Origin of the sequence: Candidatus Nitronereus thalassa (genome assembly GCF_032191465.1) — a bacterium.
Lineage (GTDB): Bacteria > Nitrospirota > Nitrospiria > Nitrospirales > UBA8639 > Nitronereus > Nitronereus thalassa.
Genome location: NZ_JAQOUE010000001.1, coordinates 797829 through 816542, shown reverse-complemented (window position 1 = coordinate 816542; position 18714 = coordinate 797829). Strand labels below are relative to the sequence as shown.

General features: G+C 47.8%; 21 protein-coding genes. 12 read left to right on the top strand and 9 right to left on the bottom strand.

From position 1 onward, the window contains the following. Positions 1–67 precede the first annotated feature (67 nt). The 11 genes from PPG34_RS03875 to PPG34_RS03825 all read left to right on the top strand — a co-directional run bounded on the left by PPG34_RS03875 (position 68) and on the right by PPG34_RS03825 (position 11851). A complete protein-coding gene (locus tag PPG34_RS03875; protein WP_313831824.1) occupies positions 68–1252 on the top strand; it encodes a substrate-binding domain-containing protein in 1185 nt (394 codons plus the stop codon). 271 nt (positions 1253–1523) lie between these two features. Further along, the gene (locus tag PPG34_RS03870) at positions 1524–3062 is read left to right on the top strand and encodes an alginate export family protein (RefSeq protein ID WP_313831823.1); all 1539 of its coding nucleotides are present in this window, start codon (positions 1524–1526) and stop codon (positions 3060–3062) included. Positions 3063–3153: 91 nt separating this feature from the next. Beyond that, positions 3154–3915, top strand: a complete 762-nt coding sequence (gene modA / locus PPG34_RS03865) for a molybdate ABC transporter substrate-binding protein (protein WP_313831822.1) — start codon at positions 3154–3156, stop codon at positions 3913–3915. 21 nt (positions 3916–3936) lie between these two features. Further along, a complete protein-coding gene (gene modB, locus PPG34_RS03860) occupies positions 3937–4620 on the top strand; it encodes a molybdate ABC transporter permease subunit (RefSeq protein WP_313831821.1) in 684 nt (227 codons plus the stop codon). Continuing rightward, entirely contained in the window at positions 4617–5693 is a 1077-nt protein-coding gene (gene modC, locus PPG34_RS03855) for a molybdenum ABC transporter ATP-binding protein (protein ID WP_313831820.1), read from the top strand. The genes modB and modC (PPG34_RS03855) overlap by 4 nt, the downstream gene beginning before the upstream one ends. Positions 5694–5919: 226 nt before the next feature. Continuing rightward, positions 5920–6696 carry a hypothetical protein gene (locus PPG34_RS03850; protein WP_313831819.1) on the top strand — a complete coding sequence of 259 codons (777 nt, stop codon included), beginning with the start codon at positions 5920–5922 and terminating at the stop codon, positions 6694–6696. Between the two features lie 61 nt (positions 6697–6757). Next, positions 6758–8017, top strand: a complete 1260-nt coding sequence (locus PPG34_RS03845) for a DEAD/DEAH box helicase (RefSeq protein WP_313831818.1) — start codon at positions 6758–6760, stop codon at positions 8015–8017. 224 nt (positions 8018–8241) lie between these two features. Continuing rightward, a complete protein-coding gene (gene modC, locus PPG34_RS03840) occupies positions 8242–9228 on the top strand; it encodes a molybdenum ABC transporter ATP-binding protein (RefSeq protein WP_313834265.1) in 987 nt (328 codons plus the stop codon). Between the two features lie 159 nt (positions 9229–9387). Further along, positions 9388–9750, top strand: coding sequence for a hypothetical protein (locus PPG34_RS03835; RefSeq protein ID WP_313831817.1), 363 nt, complete (start codon positions 9388–9390; stop codon positions 9748–9750). Positions 9751–9966: 216 nt separating this feature from the next. After that, on the top strand, positions 9967–11211 hold the full coding sequence (locus PPG34_RS03830; RefSeq protein ID WP_313831816.1) for a phage late control D family protein: 1245 nt from the start codon (positions 9967–9969) through the stop codon (positions 11209–11211). After that, positions 11174–11851, top strand: coding sequence for a phage baseplate assembly protein V (locus tag PPG34_RS03825; protein WP_313831815.1), 678 nt, complete (start codon positions 11174–11176; stop codon positions 11849–11851). Before PPG34_RS03830 ends, PPG34_RS03825 begins: the two co-directional genes overlap by 38 nt. Before the next feature lie 299 nt (positions 11852–12150). On the opposite strand, the gene PPG34_RS03820 is transcribed toward PPG34_RS03825, so the two are convergent. Then, complete coding sequence (locus tag PPG34_RS03820; RefSeq protein WP_313831814.1) at positions 12151–12279, bottom strand: hypothetical protein; 129 nt, start codon at positions 12277–12279, stop codon at positions 12151–12153. A 158-nt stretch (positions 12280–12437) separates the two neighbouring features. Here PPG34_RS03820 and PPG34_RS03815 point away from each other — a divergent pair, with 158 nt between their 5' ends. Beyond that, positions 12438–12692 carry a CsbD family protein gene (locus PPG34_RS03815; RefSeq protein WP_313831813.1) on the top strand — a complete coding sequence of 85 codons (255 nt, stop codon included), beginning with the start codon at positions 12438–12440 and terminating at the stop codon, positions 12690–12692. A 131-nt stretch (positions 12693–12823) separates the two neighbouring features. Here the strand turns inward: PPG34_RS03815 and PPG34_RS03810 are convergent, their stop codons facing one another. The 8 genes from PPG34_RS03810 to PPG34_RS03775 all read right to left on the bottom strand — a co-directional run bounded on the left by PPG34_RS03810 (position 12824) and on the right by PPG34_RS03775 (position 18642). After that, positions 12824–13735, bottom strand: coding sequence for a J domain-containing protein (locus PPG34_RS03810; RefSeq protein WP_313831812.1), 912 nt, complete (start codon positions 13733–13735; stop codon positions 12824–12826). 353 nt (positions 13736–14088) lie between these two features. After that, positions 14089–14460: a hypothetical protein gene (locus PPG34_RS03805; RefSeq protein WP_313831811.1), complete on the bottom strand. Its 372-nt coding sequence runs from the start codon at positions 14458–14460 to the stop codon at positions 14089–14091. A 200-nt stretch (positions 14461–14660) separates the two neighbouring features. Further along, positions 14661–15170: a M67 family metallopeptidase gene (locus PPG34_RS03800; RefSeq protein ID WP_313831810.1), complete on the bottom strand. Its 510-nt coding sequence runs from the start codon at positions 15168–15170 to the stop codon at positions 14661–14663. 5 nt (positions 15171–15175) lie between these two features. Next, entirely contained in the window at positions 15176–15976 is an 801-nt protein-coding gene (gene moeB / locus PPG34_RS03795) for a molybdopterin-synthase adenylyltransferase MoeB (RefSeq protein ID WP_313831809.1), read from the bottom strand. Between the two features lie 30 nt (positions 15977–16006). Further along, positions 16007–16246: an NIL domain-containing protein gene (locus PPG34_RS03790; RefSeq protein ID WP_313831808.1), complete on the bottom strand. Its 240-nt coding sequence runs from the start codon at positions 16244–16246 to the stop codon at positions 16007–16009. Next, positions 16239–16520, bottom strand: a complete 282-nt coding sequence (locus tag PPG34_RS03785) for a ubiquitin-like small modifier protein 1 (protein ID WP_313831807.1) — start codon at positions 16518–16520, stop codon at positions 16239–16241. Before PPG34_RS03785 ends, PPG34_RS03790 begins: the two co-directional genes overlap by 8 nt. Continuing rightward, entirely contained in the window at positions 16517–17755 is a 1239-nt protein-coding gene (gene thrC / locus PPG34_RS03780) for a threonine synthase (RefSeq protein ID WP_313831806.1), read from the bottom strand. The genes PPG34_RS03785 and thrC overlap by 4 nt, the downstream gene beginning before the upstream one ends. A gap of 59 nt (positions 17756–17814) precedes the next feature. Next, complete coding sequence (locus tag PPG34_RS03775) at positions 17815–18642, bottom strand: HesA/MoeB/ThiF family protein (RefSeq protein ID WP_313831805.1); 828 nt, start codon at positions 18640–18642, stop codon at positions 17815–17817. Positions 18643–18714 lie beyond the last annotated feature (72 nt).

Genomic DNA, 18714 nt, shown 5'->3' with positions numbered 1-18714 from the left:
GCGGGTGGGGAGATCAGTAATATTATTTTTAATTGTAAAAATGGTAAGTAAACATTACAATAAAATCATGACTAAAACCTCAAAAGGCAAACAAAAATCTATTCAAGCTGCCGGCGTGACGAATCGATTGCGCGAACGTCGTGTGGCAGTCGGATTTTCCCAAGGAGAACTGGCGGCGAGGACAAAAATCACTCGTCAAGCCCTGTATGCGATCGAGATGAACCAATATCTTCCTGGGACAGAAGTTGCATTACGCTTGGCGTCCCATCTGGGGTGTACCGTGGAGGATTTATTTTCCTTTGAATCCGACGTGGACATTATTGAGGCGGAGATGGTGGGTGGCGAATCGAAGATGGGGGAAAGGGCTAGGGTGAAAGTCGCGTCTGTTGATGGACGATTGTTGGCCAAGCCGGTGTCTGATTTGGGGGAAATGTTGAATTATACCGTGCCTGCCGATGGGCTGCAGCTAGGGCGGGTGGGGACGCAATCTTGTGCCCCCCAAAATCCAAAGCGCGTATATATCCAGTTGTTAAGACCTCAACGAGACATTGAACATCAAGTGGTGGTCGCAGGATGCGATCCAGCCATATTTTTAGCCGGGGAACATATCCGTCAGCATGGGGGAGATGCGTCGGTGCTGGGTTGGACCATGGGAAGCTTGGCGGCCTTGCAGGCGTTAAAGCGAGGCGAAGTGCACGTCGCGGGTATCCATGTGGTGGATCACCGATCCGGCGATTTCAATCTGCCGTTCTTGCGTAAGTATTTAAAGGGTCATGCCGTGACGGTCGTACGATTCGCTGCATGGCAAGAGGGGCTATTGCTCAAAAAGGGGAATCCTAAAACGGTTCGTGGTATTGAAGATTTAGCCAGACCGGATCTGCGCATGATGAATCGTGAGCCGGGGGCCGGAGCCAGGCTCTTGCTGGACTATTTATTGGAAAAATCTGGAATTGCCAGTCGTGTGGTGCGTGGATACGACGCACAGTGCTCCTCCCAGCTGGGTGTGGGCCGGGCCATCGTCGAGGGAAAGGCCGATGTGGGAATTGGTGCGCAAGGCGTTGGGCACTTTTTTGACCTCGATTTTATTCCGTTGCAAGAAGAACGTTATGATCTCGTGATCCCGACAAGGTATCTTCGTGTCCATCCTGGCATGCAGATGTTTTTGGATACGCTCGTGACTCATGGGTTTCGACAAGAAATTGATGCGTTAGGGGGATATGATTCCAAGGAAATTGGGAAAATTATTGAGTAAACCTGAGTCGGCAGTTGATTACCCACTATTCCCTCTTATTCTCTGTTGCCCATCCTTTCTCAAATAATCCATCTTTGACCTCTCTGTTTACCTGAGGTCCTACTTCTTTCTCAGTACTTATTCCTGATCTATCTACAGTTTTTCTAGGTGCACTTTTTGGCGCAAACCATAAAAATGAATAATGTAATTTAAACTTGATAATATGTCTTTAATAAATTACAATTTTTTTCTTTGTCTGAGACCTAAATCTTAATGGGGAATGGGGCCGGAAATGAGAAGACTTTTGTGTGGTAACCGAATCGCCACATATGTCGTGTTTTGTTGGAGTGTATTTTTCGGCTTGCCTTCTGTGCCTCCTGCATTGGGATCTGGCGCAGAAGGCGAAATTGCGCAAGAAGTTTCTTCACCAAGCCCGAATCTTTTTCCTCAGAGCATGGTGGAGAGAATTCAAGGGTCATCCTCGATGCCTCTTGCGGAATCGGCTGATGCCGTGCTGGTTCGACCCAGAGATTGGCAGTGGAACCGTTATGTGAAGGCGGCTTTACATCTGCCACAGTGGTTGGATCTGGGGTTTGAACATCGAACACGGTTTGAAGTGTACGACCATCCGTGGCGGCCCAGCCAGGCTATGGGCCAGACCGATGGGCAAATTGAACAACGATCTCGGGTCCGGGTGGGGCTCCAAGGTGGACCCTTTAAATTTCTTTTCGAGGGGCAAGATTCCCGTACGCATCTCGACGACCCTGGAGATTTTGTGAACGATTCGATCCGGAATGAAATGGATATTCTGCAGTTGATGGTGTCGGCGACAGCCAATAATTTTTTGGCCACTGGGCTTCGGGCCGATTTCCATTTTGGACGTCTTACCATGGATTTCGGTCGCCGACGGTTGATTGCGAGAAATGGATATCGCAATACCACCAATGCGTTTGATGGAATGCATGGACAATTGGCCAAGGGCCAAGACTGGCGTGTGCGGATCTTTCTCGTTGAGCCGGTTTTGCGGGATGATGTACGGCTAGATGAACAATCCCAACGGAATCTCTTCTGGGGAGTGTATGGCGAAACTTTGCAAATGCCCTGGATGCGATTGAATGTCTATTATTTTGGTCTGAATGATCAGCAGAGTCCGGCATTGAACCAACAAAGAACATTTTCCACCTTTGGTCTTCGTGTCTATGAAGAGCCGGAAATCGGTCGTGCCGATTACGAAGTTGAGACCGTGTGGCAAACCGGCAAGCGGGGAAGCATCGATCATTTTGCGCACTTTCAACATATTGACCTTGGGTATACGTTTAATCTGCCGTGGTCGCCTCGTGTGGTGATTCATTATGATTATGCGAGTGGAGATCGCAATGCGGGCGATAGTCAAAGTTCGGCCTTTGATACGCTCTTTGGCGGGAGACGGTTTGAATACATGCCCACGGGTAATTTGGGCCCATTTTTTCGTACCAATATCAGTTCGCCAGGCTGGCGGGTGATTGTAGAGCCCTCCAAGGGTTGGAAAGTTCAACTTAAGCATAGGGTCTGGTATCTGGCCACATCTCGAGGTGCGTTTGGCATCTCCCCTATTGTCACGGCCACCAATGGCGGTGTCTTTGATGCTACTGGTGGCTCCGGAAATTTCTTGGGCCATGATGTGGAGCTGCGAGCTCAGTGGACCGTGAATAAGAATTTAGAATTCGATGCAGGGTATTTTCATTGGTTTAAGGGAAGTTATTTTGACCGGCTCCCTGCCTCGGCGGGATTGCCCGTGGGGGGAAATATCGATACGGATTATTTTTATTTTCAAACAACATTTCGAATTTAATAATCAAATCGATAGGTGTAGGGCCGACAAATTGCCAGTTATAAATTATTCTCATCCTTAATCCTGAGGCCTTTGTACGCTAACACATCACATGTTGATCAAAAATTTGGTTGTTATTCTTATAGCAGTTTCTCAGTGGCTTCCGGTTATGGCCAATGCCGGAGAGGTACGAATTGCGGTCGCGGCCAATTTTCGATCTACGCTAAACGAAATTGTGAGACATTTTGAAGAAGATAGCGGGCATAAGACACTTGTCAGTTCGGGATCGAGTGGCAAGCTATATGTGCAAATTAAAAATGGTGCTCCTTTTGATGTGTTTTTGTCTGCAGACGCGCAACGACCAGCGGTGCTCGAAGATGAGGGGTTCGCAGTACCCCATAGCCGATTTACCTATGCGGTCGGACGCCTGACCTTGTGGAGCGCAAACCCTGATCTGATTAAAGGTGATGGAAAGGCAGTCTTGGCAAAAGGCGGGTTTAATCGTTTGGCCATTGCGAATCCGAAAACGGCCCCCTACGGCTTGGCTGCGAAAACTACGCTACAAGCGATGGGCCTGTGGAATCAATTGAAGGGCCGACTTGTTCAAGGCGAAAATATCGGACAGGTTTTTCAGTTTGTCTATTCAAGCAATGCGCAGCTTGGGTTTGTTGCCCTTGCGCAGGTATTGGACCCCAAGATCAATGGCATGGGCAGCCGGTGGGATGTTCCGGAGAGTTTTCATGATGCGTTGGGTCAACAAGCGGTGCTGCTGACAAGAGGAAAAAGCAATATCGCCGCTATTGAATTTGTACATTATCTCAAAAGCCCCAAAGCTCAAGCCCTCATTGAACAGTTGGGGTATGGGGTTGAATAAGAATTTTCCTAGGGGAATGGGATGAATTTTCCTGAAATGGATTGGGGGCCCTTGTGGCTCACCATGCAATTAGCAGGAGTGACCGTGTTGGTCTTAATGATTGTCGGAACACCATTAGCATGGTGGCTCGCCTTCACGAAGTCGCGATTCAGAACCATGGTCGAAGCGGTCGTGGCGCTCCCCCTGGTGTTACCTCCGACGGTCCTCGGGTTTTATCTTCTTATTGCCCTTGGACCTCTTGGCCCCATTGGCGGACTTTGGATGGACCTAACTGGATCACCGCTTTCCTTTACCTTTACCGGGTTGGTAATCGCCTCGTCCTTCTATTCCTTGCCCTTTGTGGTGCAACCTCTACATGGAGCATTCGAAGCCGTCGGCAAAAAACCGTTAGAAGCCGCCTGGGCATTGGGGGCTTCAAAGCTCGACGCTTTCTTTAGCGTAGCCTCGCCGATGGCGATCCGTGGTTATTTAAGCGCAATTGTTTTGGGTTTCGCGCATACCCTTGGCGAATTCGGAGTCGTGCTGATGGTAGGTGGCAATATTCCCGGCGTGACGAAAGTTCTTTCGATTGCGATCTATGACCACGTCGAAGTGCTGGAATATTCCCAAGCGCATTTTCTTTCTGCGTTTCTGCTCATATTTAGTTTTGTCATTCTGACGGTTGTGTATACGATTAATAGGCGACTGCCGGTTCACGTCGCATGAATCAACTCGACGCCAAATTTCAGATTGAATATCCAGGTTTCCATTTGAATGTGGAATGTATCATGCCGCTTGATGGAACCGTGGCGATCTTTGGAGCGTCAGGGAGTGGAAAAACCACATTACTACGATGCATCGCTGGATTAACGCGTGCGCCGAAAGGGTATCTCAAATTCGGCAAGAATATTTGGCAAGACGAAAAGAACTTTCTTCCCATTCAAAAGAGACGAGTTGGGCTAGTATTCCAAGATGCTCGATTGTTTCCCCATCTCAATGCCAAACAGAATCTTGAATATGGGATGAAGAGAACTCAACCATCCAAACGACAAATACACGTTGACCAAGTGGTCGACTTGTTAGGTTTGGACAAACTTCTTGACCGTCGAACCCAACATCTTTCAGGAGGAGAGCAACAGCGGGTAGCAATTGGCCGAGCCTTGCTCACTAGCCCACAATTGCTCTTGATGGACGAACCGTTAGCCTCGCTTGATCAAGAACGAAAAAAAGAAATCCTTCCGTTCATTCAACGTCTCAATCAAGATTTACAAATTCCCGTGCTTTATGTCAGCCATGATCTCAACGAAATGTTACAACTGGCCAATCACATGGTCTTAATCAAAAATGGAAAGGTGGCAGCTACTGGAACGATTCAGGAAGTCTTTGCGAGGTTAGATCTGCCGGGACTGGTCGAACCGAACATGGTCGGCGCCATTCTTGAAACCAGGGTCGCGGAACATGAGCCAGAGTTTGGTTTAACCCGTGTGGAGTTTTTCGGACGATCACTCTTCATCCCAAAACAGGAAATGGCCGTTGGTTCCCTGTTGCGAGTCCAAATCCATGCCCGCGATGTGAGTGTCGTGGTTGGAGCACCAGCGGCTTCCAGCAGCGTGCTCAATTCTTTGGAAGCCACGGTGATTGAAATCGAAGAATCTCCAATTGATCAATACGCCATGGAAGTAAAACTAGACGTTGGCTGCCCGCTCCTCGCCATGATCACCAGAAAATCCTTCCACGAACTTAACCTCCACGCCGGCCAAAAAGTCCATGCCCACTTCAAAGCGGTGGCGTTGAGTTAGCCGAGGTTAAGAATTGTGTCTTCTTGATTTTTACCTCTTGCACAGAAGGTTTTTTCATATTTTTATATTCTACTGTGACGTTTATGTTGGTGTTGCCACCTATATCCTGAGAGAATACAGTCGTGATTCTTGAGGAGGAAGTGCCTGTAAATGATGTGAAACTGATTGCCCTAAGTTGGCCGCTCTGTAGAACAATAAACCTTCTTTATTGGTGAGGGTATAGTACATGCTTCAATTTTCAGTAGACCGGTATATTGCCATTAGTTCCAGGTTGACGAGCGTGATTCGGCTCATTGAGAGGGCAGAGTATCGTTATGAAAAAATCAACGACAAGACATTGGCTTCGTCGAGGGAGGAAGTTGGGGAAATTAAGGAGGATTGTAGGGGGGTACCACTTAAGAGTTGCGTCACTAAACTCGAGGATATCGAAAAAACTATTGATGGTTCACCTACGTATGATGAGTTGGCTCTTCAATACAAGGAATTCTACAAGTGCCTGTATGATGAAATTTCAGAGAAACTATTTCTGTGCATCCCGACGGAAAAACAGCAGTTCTATTTGAAACCATTGGAAACATTTGGCGTAAACGTTTCTCGATTTGAGTCTGCGAGAGAAGATATTGAAGAGGCGGGTAAATCTTATGCAACATCAAGAAACACGGCATGCGTATTCCATCTCATGCGCGTTATAGAAATTGGACTGCGTGTTCTTGCCAAACATTTTCACCTGTCCGATGAACAAATAAACTGGGAGTTGATCATGAAGAAAATCCAAGACAAGATTCATGAAATTGATCAATTGCCTAAAGAGTTCACGCCTGAAATTTGGCAAAGTGACCACCGATTCTATTCAGAAGCGGCCATGCACTTGACCCTTTTACAGGATGCCTATCGAAATTTTGTGATACACAATCATGAACAATATAACGACACAGGTGCGCTCGCGATATACAATCATGCTTCCAGTTTCATGAAGCACTTAGGCGCAAGACTTTCTGAGTGATGGACTGATTCATCTTCCCTGTTGTGCCGGATTTAATGAGAAGAAGACGTATGGAAACACCATGAAGTTTGAAAAATATCCCATTTCAGATGCTTTGAAAAATAACCTGTCCCGACTCGGGTTTGTCAGAACAACGGACATCCAATTTAAAGCCATGCCCTCGATCATGGCGGGGGAAGATGTCCTGGCCATTGCCCAAACAGGAACGGGGAAAACGGCAGCCTTTGCCATCCCGATCATTAATCAGATCGACCAGTGGAAAAGGAGCCAACGTTCCAATGGTATCCAATGTATTGTCATGGTGCCAACGCACGAACTGGCGATGCAGATCGGAGAGGTCTTTGCTCAACTTTCCAAACACACCAAGGTCAAGGCGTTTGCCATGTATGGCGGCGTTGAGCAGGACCCGCAGATACACACACTTCAGAAGGGCATTGATGTGCTCATTACGACACCCGGCCGACTGTTTGATCTGATCAGTCAGGGGTATGTGCTGCTGAATCATGTGCGAACCCTGGTGTTGGATGAAGCCGATCACATGCTCGATCTCGGATTTATTCGAGATATTCATGCGATCAAAAGAAAGCTGCGACACCACCATCAAACGCTCTTTTTCTCAGCAACCATCAATGCCGACATCAAAAAACTGGCGTATTCTCAGGTGAGAACATCGGCGATCCGGATTCAAATCTCGCCGGACAACCGTGTCTCTAAAAATGTCTCGCACTATGTGATGTTCGTGGAAATGGATGATAAACGGTTTTTCCTTGAGCGTTTCTTGACTGATAATCCTGAGAGCCGGGTGATCGTGTTTGTCCGGACGCGAGTACGCGCGGAACGGGTCGCCAAGGCGATGGGTCGTGTCGGGATAGACACGCTAACGATTCATGGGGAAAAGGATCAGCATGACCGGGCTGAGGTGATGAAGGCCTTTAAAGCCGGGGCCTGTCAGATTTTAATCGCCACCGATGTCAGCGCACGCGGCATCGACATTCCCGATGTGCATTATGTGCTGAACTATGACTTGCCAGATAAGGCAGAAAACTACGTACATCGTGTAGGAAGAACCGGGCGTGGCGTCAAAAAGGGGATCGCGATTTCGTTCTGCAGCAAAGAAGAAAAGCCACGGCTTGAGGAGATTCAAGGGTTTTTAGATCAAGAGATCGATGTCATCAAACTCACGAAACAGGATTACGCCTTGACGGTAACACATCCCAGCGGGGAACCCAGTATGGAGGAATTGCGAAAAGAAATAGAGAAGGATGAGGAGGAGCAAAGGGAAAAAAAGAAAAAACGGAAACCTCAAAAGAGAAAAAAATAGCCTGAGGGTTCGCGAAAGAATACGAATCAATCGCAATGTTGGTGGCCTGAGAACCCGTTTCCCGCTCATCGCGAGGGGCAGGTCTTGAAATGCCATATCGCCCTTGGCCATCTTTTCTGAATCTCGCCATTCAATCATCGCACTTGAATGGTTTAGGGGAAGCCGCAAGAATTCGCTCAAGGGGAATGTGTTATTGCAAGACCTGACCCCCAACCCTTTTCTCGATCTTTGGAGCGTCAGGGAGTGGAAAAACGACATTGTTACGGTGCATCGCTGGACTCACGCGTGCATCGAAAGGGTATCTCAAATTCGGTCAAGACATGTGGCAAGATGAAAGCACCTTTCTTCCCATTCAGAAAAGACGGGTAGGAATAGTGTTTCAGGATGCCCGCCTATTCCCGCATCTTAATGCCAAACAAAACCTTGAATATGGGATGAAACGGATTCAGCTCTCCGACCGACACATTCACGTTGAGCAAGTAGTTGAATTGTTAGGCCTGGAAAAGCTTTTAGAACGTCGAGGGCATCAGTTGTCAGGAGGGGAGCAGCAGCGGGTGGCGATTGGGAGGGCGCTGCTCATTAGCCCTCAATTGCTGTTAATGGATGAACCCTTAGCCTCTCTTGATCAGGAACGGAAAAAAGAAATTCTTCCCTTCATCCAACGGCTAAATCAAGATCTGCAAATTCCTGTTCTCTATGTCAGCCATGATCTCAATGAGATTTTACAATTGGCAAATCACATGGTTTTGCTGAAGGAAGGGAAGGTTGTCGCCACTGGCCCAATCCAAGAAGTGTTTGCCCGATTGGATCTACCAGGTTTGGTGGAACCAAACATGGTTGGCGCAATCCTCGAAACCAAGGTTGCCGAACACGAGCCCGAGTTTGGATTAACTCGTGTGGAGTTCGAAGGACGGTCGCTCTTTATTCCCAAACAGGAAATGCGAGTAGGTGCACCATTGCGAGTGCAAATTCACGCGCGCGATGTCAGTTTAGTAGTCGGCGCTCCCGCAGCAACCAGCAGCGTGCTCAATTCTTTGGAAGCCACGGTGCTTGAAATCGAAGAATCTCCAATCGACCAATACGCCATGGAAGTAAAACTAGACGTTGGCTGCCCGCTCCTCGCCATGATCACCAGAAAATCCTTCCACGAACTTAACCTCCACGCTGGCCAAAAAGTCCATGCCCACTTCAAAGCGGTGGCGTTGATTTGAAAAAGGAATGGAGTAATTTAGCAATTTTTCTATCTTTCGGTCGTACAGGGTATCTATAATCAGGAATCCACTTTTGTTAATATTATGGTTTTCGTTTCCGTTCGTATATTGATCTTTTCCCATGTAAAGCTATAGCCTTTTATTAACAAAAGAATCCGAATGAAAAGTAATTTTCAAGGAAATATGATGTCCAATTTTGTTGACTTTAATAGCGTCCGGAACGCAATTCGAAATCGTTCAATCCATTCAGCAACTAACGCTGAGTTAGAGTCCGCTGTTGGTGTGCTAGCGAACACAGGAATTCCTAACGAAAACGTGAGGCATGAAGCTATTGTTATGGCTGACGCGATTCATAGTATATTGCTGCGCCGCCTCCTTGACGAGCAGGAGAGAAGGAATAGGAAAACGCAGTTCTGGTTCATGGTTTTGGCGATGGCCGCCCTTGTATCAGCGGTTATTCAGATTGGGCTTGGAATCTTTTCCATAGATTGGACTTACAATCGTATCCAAGTGGAATGGTGACTTTACGAACCAATTGTTTCAATAAAAAGGTAGAGTGAACGAAGGATTAGTAAATTGAGTTTTTACAGAACAGAATTAACGGCTTTTTGTTTTTTGAGAATGCCAAAGAGTCCATCAATAATGTTTATCTGAATAAATCCTCGAATCGTTAGTTCTTTTTCCTTATAATACCGCCTGGTTTTTCAATAATTTCATATACAACGTAGGAGGCCTTGTATGTTAGAGACCTCGGATTTTTCTGTAAGCTTGCGACCCGAAATTCTGATCGATGGTACGGTGGTCGAAAAGCTTGGTGAACACCTTCTGGAAATGCAGTTGACCTCTTCCGTGCAGGGCCATGCGGTGGCTTCCGCTCGATTCCTGAATTGGGGAAGTTCATCGTCGAGTTCGGAACCCAATTTTCTCTATTTTGATCAGGCATATCTAGATTTTGGGCGGAAGATCATGTTTCGAGTCAAATCCGGGGATTCGGCGCTGATTCTTTTTTCCGGGCAGATTACTGCCATTGAGGGACACACCACTCTTTCGTATCCGCCGGAAATCGTTATTACCGCAGAGGATCGTTTATCGGATTTTGGCCTGCTGATACGAAACCGAATTTTTGAATCCGTGACCGACGCTGACATTTTGAACGTCATTGCTGGTGAGCACGGCCTCACTCCTCAAATTTCGCTTGGTGGCCCGACGCATGAACGTGTGGTGCAATTTAACCAAACTGATCTGGGGTTTTGTTTTGAACGTGTACGGGCGGCTGGTGGGGAATTGTGGATTGAAGACAACACGCTGCATGCCGTGACACGCGAGGAGCGGATGTCTGGTCCCATTGATCTGGCCATGGGTAAAAATCTCATTCAATTTCACGCGCGGGCAGATCTCCAAGGACAAGGCACAGAGTTGCGCGTCACTGGCTGGGATGTTGGTATGAAACAACGCATTACCGGAGTTGGCAAAGACTCAAGCTTGGGAGGCTCTGTGAGCGCAGGGGGCCAAACCGCGGCCAAGATTTTGAAAGAATTCACTGGTGGTCATACTCTTATCCACGAAGTGAAGAGTCTGCCTACTTCGGGAGAACAGGCCCAGACGCTTGCTAAACAATTTTATCGAGAAAAAGCCGGTGAGTTTGTGCGCGCCACAGGAAAAGCTTTGGACCATCCCGAGCTGCGTGTCGGTACGGTGGTAAACATTTCACAAGTAGGTTCATTTTTTGAGGGAGATTATTATCTTATAGCCGTCACTCATTCGTTTTCGTCGCTCACAGGTTTCCAAACTGAATTTGTAGCCGAACGTGCCTGGTTGAATCGCAAGGCTCCGCGCCGTTCGAAAAAGGAGGTCACAGGTGATAACACCATTCGAAAGAAACCAATCCTACCACGCAAGCCCATATCCACGAATCCGCGAAATACCAGCCGACCGGTGGTTCGGCGTGTACCCGGCGCTGGTCAACGACGTAAAAGACCCTGATCAACTCGGTCGGGTGCAGGTCGAGTTGCCGTGGGCCCCTGCTGCGGAGGTATCTGGTAGTACGTTGCCTGGAGTCGGTAAAGCACCTCCGTTACAGGTTTGGGCTCGTCTCGCCTGCCCAATGGCTGGGGCGGGACGTGGGACCTGGTGGATTCCAGATGTTGGGGATGAGGTTTTGGTGGCGTTTGAAGGAGGCAACCCCGGCGCCCCCTATGTCGTCGGGGCCTTGTGGAACGGACAAGACCAACCGCCGGAGTCCATGGACGGGGAAGGGAACAACGACCTTAAAACTTTGAAGACCCGAAGCGGCGTGCGATTGCGGATCAATGATAAAGAAGGGCAGGAGTCGATGGAATTACGCACGCCTGCTGGACAGCGGATCGAGATTAAAGACGGCTCAGGAGGCCAGGTTCACATCATGGATACGAATGGTAATGTGATCAAATTGACATCAAGCGGGATTGAAATTTCCTCTTCGGCCAAGGTGAAAATCAATGCTTCTACGTTGGATGTTTCTGCAGCCACCGTCAAATTAAAGGCCGCATTGGTTGATTGTGATGGGATTGTGAAATGTGAAACCATGCAGGCCAAGAGCGTGATTGCTTCAAGCTACACACCGGGTGCCGGGAACGTCTGGTAGTGATCATATTGGCCTCAGCCGGTTGTGGACTCGGTATTCGTGGCCGGAGTAATTTTTTAGAGAGGCGTATCGCTGAGGAATATTCTCAAGTTAGAAAACGAGATATTAAACAGGAATTTTGTGTTGTGTCTAGGAAGTCTTATGCTTCTGATCGCAGGGGGAAGCTTGATTTTCCTTGACTTGGCCTCATGATAGAGTTTAGCGTATATTCATGACGTATTGAGCCCCGCTGACATCCTCATCTCACGCGCTTTTTGATTTCCTATCATGCGCGTCTGATTTCCTCGTCCCCGTCGCTTCTACGCCACACCTTGGGCCAAGGATTGCTGTTGCTTTGCAACGGTGACTGTAACGCTGACCATTATGTCAGGTTTCTGAAGAGGTCTTTCCGGACCGTCACGGTCAAAGAGCGGAGTGATTAAGTCCATCAGTTCACTCCCCTGAGGTCTTCTCTGGAGTGATGCTTGATGCTTGCAGCAATATACACACGCGGTATGACCGAAAAACCAATCATATTTACTCACCAATCGATTCTCCATTTTTATGGGCAGGATCGGTACTCATCCAACAATATGAGGAGAACGTTATGAATCAACAACAGTTCATAGGATTTTGGAAAAATCTACAAGACCCACTGAAAGCCAAATGGGATAAAATCACCGATGAGGATATCCTTCAAATTGACGGGGATATGACAAAATTCCATGATGTCTTAGATCGGCGTTACGGTGCGGATAAAGAAGCGGTCAGTACATGGGCTAATCGCCGCTACTCGCATATCAGTGGGAATTATCAGGGTTATGAATTTGGGTTAAAAGAACCGGTACTGAATGCCGGGTGAGCGGAAATGAGGGCATTGTTTGGGGGTTGGGTCTTGTGAAACCACATTGATTTGCAACGTAGTCTGATAAGAATGATCTTAAGTTAAATGTCCTGGTCATAGTGGGTAGTTATAGTTAAAAAATCTTGTATTCATGACCCTGACCGTAATGGAAAGGGCAGTTCCTTTTTAGATTTTTTCTTTTCTGGTTTTCTCTTAAGGTTTGGTCTGGCCCGAAGAATCCAGTCAATGGCTTGTTCGTTATAGCTTCTTAAGTTGTGATGGATATGCCAGCGGATGTCGTTGACGGAATTGACGTAGTTGTCAAAATCCTCTTGCGTCAGGACTTCCGGGGCAACGCGTAGCAAAGTTCGAAGGAGGCTGCTTTCGCATCCGGAGACTTGCTCTTGAAAAGCTGGATACACAAAGTATTTCGCCAAATCCTGACGATGGAATAGGATTCGGGCCAGTTGGTTGTAATTTCTTTCTTTGTTTTCTTTGCCGGTTACCCCAATAATGTCTTCTCCATAAAGATAGACTTTTTCAAACGTGATGACGTACGACGCCTTTTCCAGTAGGGTGTCCAGCAATTGTGTTTCTACATTTAAGAGCTGTTCATCAAAAGCTAGGGAAACTGTATATTTTGCCATGCTAGGTTGTTCGAGCAGCAAATCACTCATTTTGGCAAAACAGGCCTCTTGGTTTTTTCTTTCAAGGTAATCAATGATGGACTCGATCATTTTGATATCTTCTACGGTAATCAGCGAGCATGGTTTTTGAATGATTTCTTTTGCCCTTCTGACTCGACTCCTCACCAGTTCAATCTTTGATCCACCATTAAGCATGTGCCCATTGTCATAGTCGGCCCGCTTGTTTTCGTCACTGAGGACCGCATAGGCTTCGTTGATGACGATCATCCGCTCCTTGGCGGCTTGCCGTTCCCATTCGGGTACGACATCTTCATGATTTTCTTTGGCTAATCTCCGCCAGGCACTCTGTACTTCCTTGAGAAGAGCGTCTTCGGGCACACCGAGAATTTGGTAGTAATTTTTGCCGTTAATCATGATTGGAACCTTGACACATCCGAAATTGTCTATGAAACCCCATGCGGTCTTTGGTGAGTCGTAAAGTTAGCCAAAAGGTAAATGCCACTTCAAGGTTATGGCGGGAAAAGAGCAGGTATCTATTCAAACCGACAGGATTATGGGGTAGAGCCTAGACCAAAGATGGCGATGGATATTACGAAAGGCTGGGTTTGAGTCGTCTCTCAAGTCGTGTTGCGACGAAAAAGCGGCAGAAAATTTATGCAAATTTTTACCGTGTGAATTTCGCGAAAAAAGACCAGCCTTAGCACCTGGGGAGACTTCGTCTCAAGTATGATGAGATATCGTTACTCTTGCCACTCCCCCAAAGCCAGTTACTTTTTTTCTGTAGTCACACAAGCGGTTCCATCAAACACGTTACAGGCTGAATCACCGCTGGCGAGTTTCCATGATTTGATGATGGGGGGATTGGGCTTGCCTTGGAATTCCACGACGACATCCAGAAGCCCTCCCACGGGTAATTTTTCGATGTGCGGGAATGCGGCTTCACTGGCGCGGACCCAGAGAATGCCCCCATTGGTGCTAATCAAAATAAAGCCTTTGTCTGGGACAACCCGAATAATCGGGCTGTAGAAACTTCCTATTTTCCCAGGCTCATCGGTAAAGGCTTTGACAGTGAAAGGAAAAGACAGAATGGAAAAAAGTACAATAAGTCCTGCGCAGAGCGAAATCCGAAGGATTTTCATGAGGAAACTCCTATATGGAGAGAATAAAGGCTGTAGTGAACATTATTGCAAGCCAGAAATGAGAAGTCTAGTACCTTGATACCATAGAATCCATAAAGGTGGAATCTAAGAAACTGGGCCTAGCGACGGTGGAGAATGGGGAACGCATGGTGTATGGAGGAGGGAGCATGCATCAATAATTCTGAGGGAGATTTTGACGGTTACTTTTTTTGAATGGCGACTTCGGAGGATAGGGAGTTTTGTATGCGGTAGGCGCGGAGCACAGGATTGGCTTTGTCTTCCAGGGAGATGATGAGGTGGAGGGGTTCGGGAAAATTCAATTTGTCTCTCATGTCTTCAAAGTCCATGGCTTTTTGGATGTCCGTGTCTGAAGGACGTGCCGGGCTCGAAGTATGGGAGTGATAAAAAATTGGAAGGGTAAATTCTTTTTGACGGATGTCTTTGACGGCCGCAGAGAAATCTCCCATATCCATGATGAAGGCAATATCTGCGCGTTGTTCAGGAGAAAGGTTCTTGAGATCTGAAAGCTTACCTTTTTCGAAAAATGTGGCCAGCTCTTCTTCGGACATCGTGGCTAAGATATTGGTGATGCGGTATTGCTCGGAGATCTCCCCATCTTTGCCGGCAAGCACTCCGCAGCATTCATGTGGGTCCAGGGAGCGAGCATGGGAAATCATGTCATCCCAAATATGAGCAGGAATAGAAATCATGTGAATTAGATACTACAAGAGACGTGATGTTCTTCGAGTTTGGTAATCGTGGGGTTGGCGCTACACAATGGGCATTTCGGGTCTTTGGGGCGGCCCACTTTTCGGAATTTCATGTCGAGGGCATCGTATATGAGTAAGCGATCCGCAAGAGTGTCACCCAAACCTAAGATTTCTTTCACAGCTTCATTGGCCTGAAGAATTCCAATGGTGCCCGCCAGGACACCGAGCACCCCGGCTTCTTGGCAATTGGGGACTAACCCTGCTGGAGGTGGTTCAGGATACAAGCATCGATAGCACGGGTATCCTTCATGCGGTTTGATCGTGGTCAGCTGTCCTTCAAATCGGAAAATGCTTCCAGAGATAAGCGTTTTTTTCGCGAAGAAACAGGCATCGTTAACAAGAAAGCGCGTGCCAAAATTATCCGAACCATCAAGCACGATGTCATAGTCGGCGATGAGTTTCATGATGTTGTCCGCGCCAATATTTTCTTGATAGGTGTTGATGGTGACGTCGGGGTTCAAGGCCGCTAACAGACGACGACCCGACTCAACTTTTGGGATTCCAACCGTGGCAGTGGTATGCAGGACTTGTCGTTGCAAATTCGACAAATCAACCACGTCACCATCGATGAGGCCAATGGTGCCGATGCCAGCCGCACCTAAATACAGCGCGATAGGGGAGCCCAATCCTCCTGCCCCAACCAGAAGGACTTTGGCAGCTCTGAGTTTTTGCTGGCCTTTGCCTCCTACCTCTGGAAGAATGATTTGGCGGCTGTACCGTTGGATTTGGTCTTCTGTAAATTCCATTGTTAAGTACTCAGGATTCGAGGAAATGCATTATTCAACCACATTCAACTCAATCGGGTCGACCTGGACTCCTTTAGTTCGCAAACCCACGATGGCTCGTTCGATTTCTTCAGTGTCTCCGGAGAACTCCACATCCATCCATCCCGTGGTTTCTCGAACGTCAGCTCGGCGAATGCTCGTGATGACTTTAAACTCCTGCCCGATTTGGTAAATGATGGGTTCGGGAATCTTATCTTCGGGAAATCGAATATGATATCGTAATTTAGCCATGGGCGCCTCCGGCAATGGCGGGAACAATGGAAACTTCATCGCCATCTTTAAGCGGGGTTTCTTTTCCTGTGAGAAACCGGATGTCTTCTTCATTGACGTAAATGTTAATGAACCGCCGCACCTCGCCTTGTTCATCACAGATGCGATCTTTCAGTCCGGGGTGAGTCCCGTTTAATTGATCGATAAGAGCACTCACGCTGTCCCCAGTTCCTTCGACTTCTCCTTTGCCGCCAGTGATGGGGCGAAGGGGCGTGGGAATCCGAACGGTAATCATGCTTCCCCCTGTTGTCCAAAAGTTTGTTCAAATTTGGCCAGACTGGGTGGAATCCGATAAGGGCGACCTACCGAGTCCACCACGGCTTCTTGAGTCTTGAGCCCATTTCCGGTGATATAGGCAACGGTGACATCATCTCGCTTTATGAGTCCCTGTTTCGCTAATTTCTGAAGAACGCCAATGGTCACGCCTCCGGCGGTTTCCGCAAATATGCCCTCAGTTTGGGCTAAAAGTTTAATACCCTCGACGACTTCATCATCCGAGACGGCATCCATGGCCCCACCGCTTTCGGCTACAGTCTTTAAGGCATAATATCCATCCGCTGGGTTGCCAATGGCGAGTGATTTGGCAATGGTGCTCGGCTTTACCGGTTTAAAAAAGTCCCGCCCTTGTTTGTACGCTGTGGCAATGGGAGAGCATCCTTCCGCTTGGGCACCATTCACCTTGGTGTTGACGGCATCAAGGAGCCCCACGGTTTTAAACTCGTTGAGCCCTTTCCAAATTTTGGTGAGCAGCGAACCTGAAGCCATGGGTACCACGACTTGATCCGGGGCGCGCCAGCCGAGTTGCTCGGCGGTCTCATATGCCAAGGTCTTCGATCCTTCCGCATAATAGGGACGGACATTGACATTGACAAAGGCCCATTGGCGTTCACCGGCAATTTCACTGCAAAGTCGATTGACATCATCATAGGTGCCTTCGATCTCAATAACCTTGGGACGATAAATGAGGTTCCCTAAAACCTTGGCTGCTTCCAAATCCCCGGGGATAAATACATAGCATTGCATGCCGGCTTGCGCCGCATGGGCAGCGACGGAATTGGCTAAGTTTCCTGTTGAGGCGCAGGCCGCGGTTTCGAATCCGAGTTCACGGGCTCGTGTGAGTGCCACCGCAACCACACGATCTTTAAAGGAAAGCGTTGGGTGATTGACACAGTCATTTTTGATGTAGAGCTCATCAATCCCTAAATAGGCGCCCAAATTATGGGCTCGGACCAAGGGAGTAAACCCTGCGTACAGGCCCACCGTGGGCTTGCCTTCAATGGGCAGGAAATCTTGGTAACGCCATAAACTTTTTGGGCCAGCTTCGATCGATTGTCGTGAGACTTTGGTTTTAATCTCATCATAATTATATTTGACCTCTAAGGGGCCAAAGCACAGCTCGCAAACATGAATGGCTTCAGTGGGGTATTCTTTCCCACATTCTCGACAGACTAATGCTTTCATCTTGGCCATGGTGCTATCCCTCCTGGCGCTGTCGTCTTGGAGACTTCGATATGTTGAAAACGATACATTTACTTGATGCCTACGGTGCCAGGCGTGCGAAGTTCGCAGACTTCCTGTTCATGTTCAAAAAGGGCCGTGATCTCTGGTCTGTCCCCACACAATTTACAATTGGGGTTTCGTTTTGTTTTGATTTCACGGAAATTCGTCGTCCGGGCATCGAAATCCAAAATACGATCCGTGAGCGGTTGACCGATGCCTAAAATAATTTTGAGCGCTTCTGTAGCTTGAATCGTACCAATAATCCCGGCTACAACGCCAATAATTCCAGCTTCCTGGCAGCTGGGGACCAGTCCCGAAGGGGGCGGTTCTTTAAAGATGCAGCGGTAACATGCGGATTTTTTTGGGATGATGGAAAACACTCGCCCATCAAACCGTAAAATGCCGCCATGGACTAATGGTTTGTCTGCAAAGTAGCAGGCATCATTAATTAAAAATTTTGCCGGAAAGTTATCCACTCCATCAATCACAATGTCATAAGGCTTAATTAACTCCAGGGCATTGTCCGCGGTGAACCGAGCCTCATGGGTTTCAACCTTCACGTCAGGATTAATCGCGAGTATTTTTTCCTTTGCCGAAAGTACTTTAGGACGGCCAACGTCTGGCGTGTGATGCAATACTTGCCTCTGCAGATTGGACATATCGACCACATCGCTATCAATCAACCCGATGGTGCCAATTCCAGCCGCAGCCAAATACAAGGCTACAGGTGAGCCTAACCCACCTGCTCCAACCACAAACACTTTGGCCTGGGAGATTTTCTTTTGCCCTTTGCCCCCGACTTCCGGAAGCAGAATATGTCGGCTATAGCGGGTAATTTGGTCTTCTGAAAAATTCATAAGTTTAAAAAATCCAAATAATAAAAAACATTTGTCATTCTGAGTAAAGCGAAGAATCTAGAGGTTTGAGAT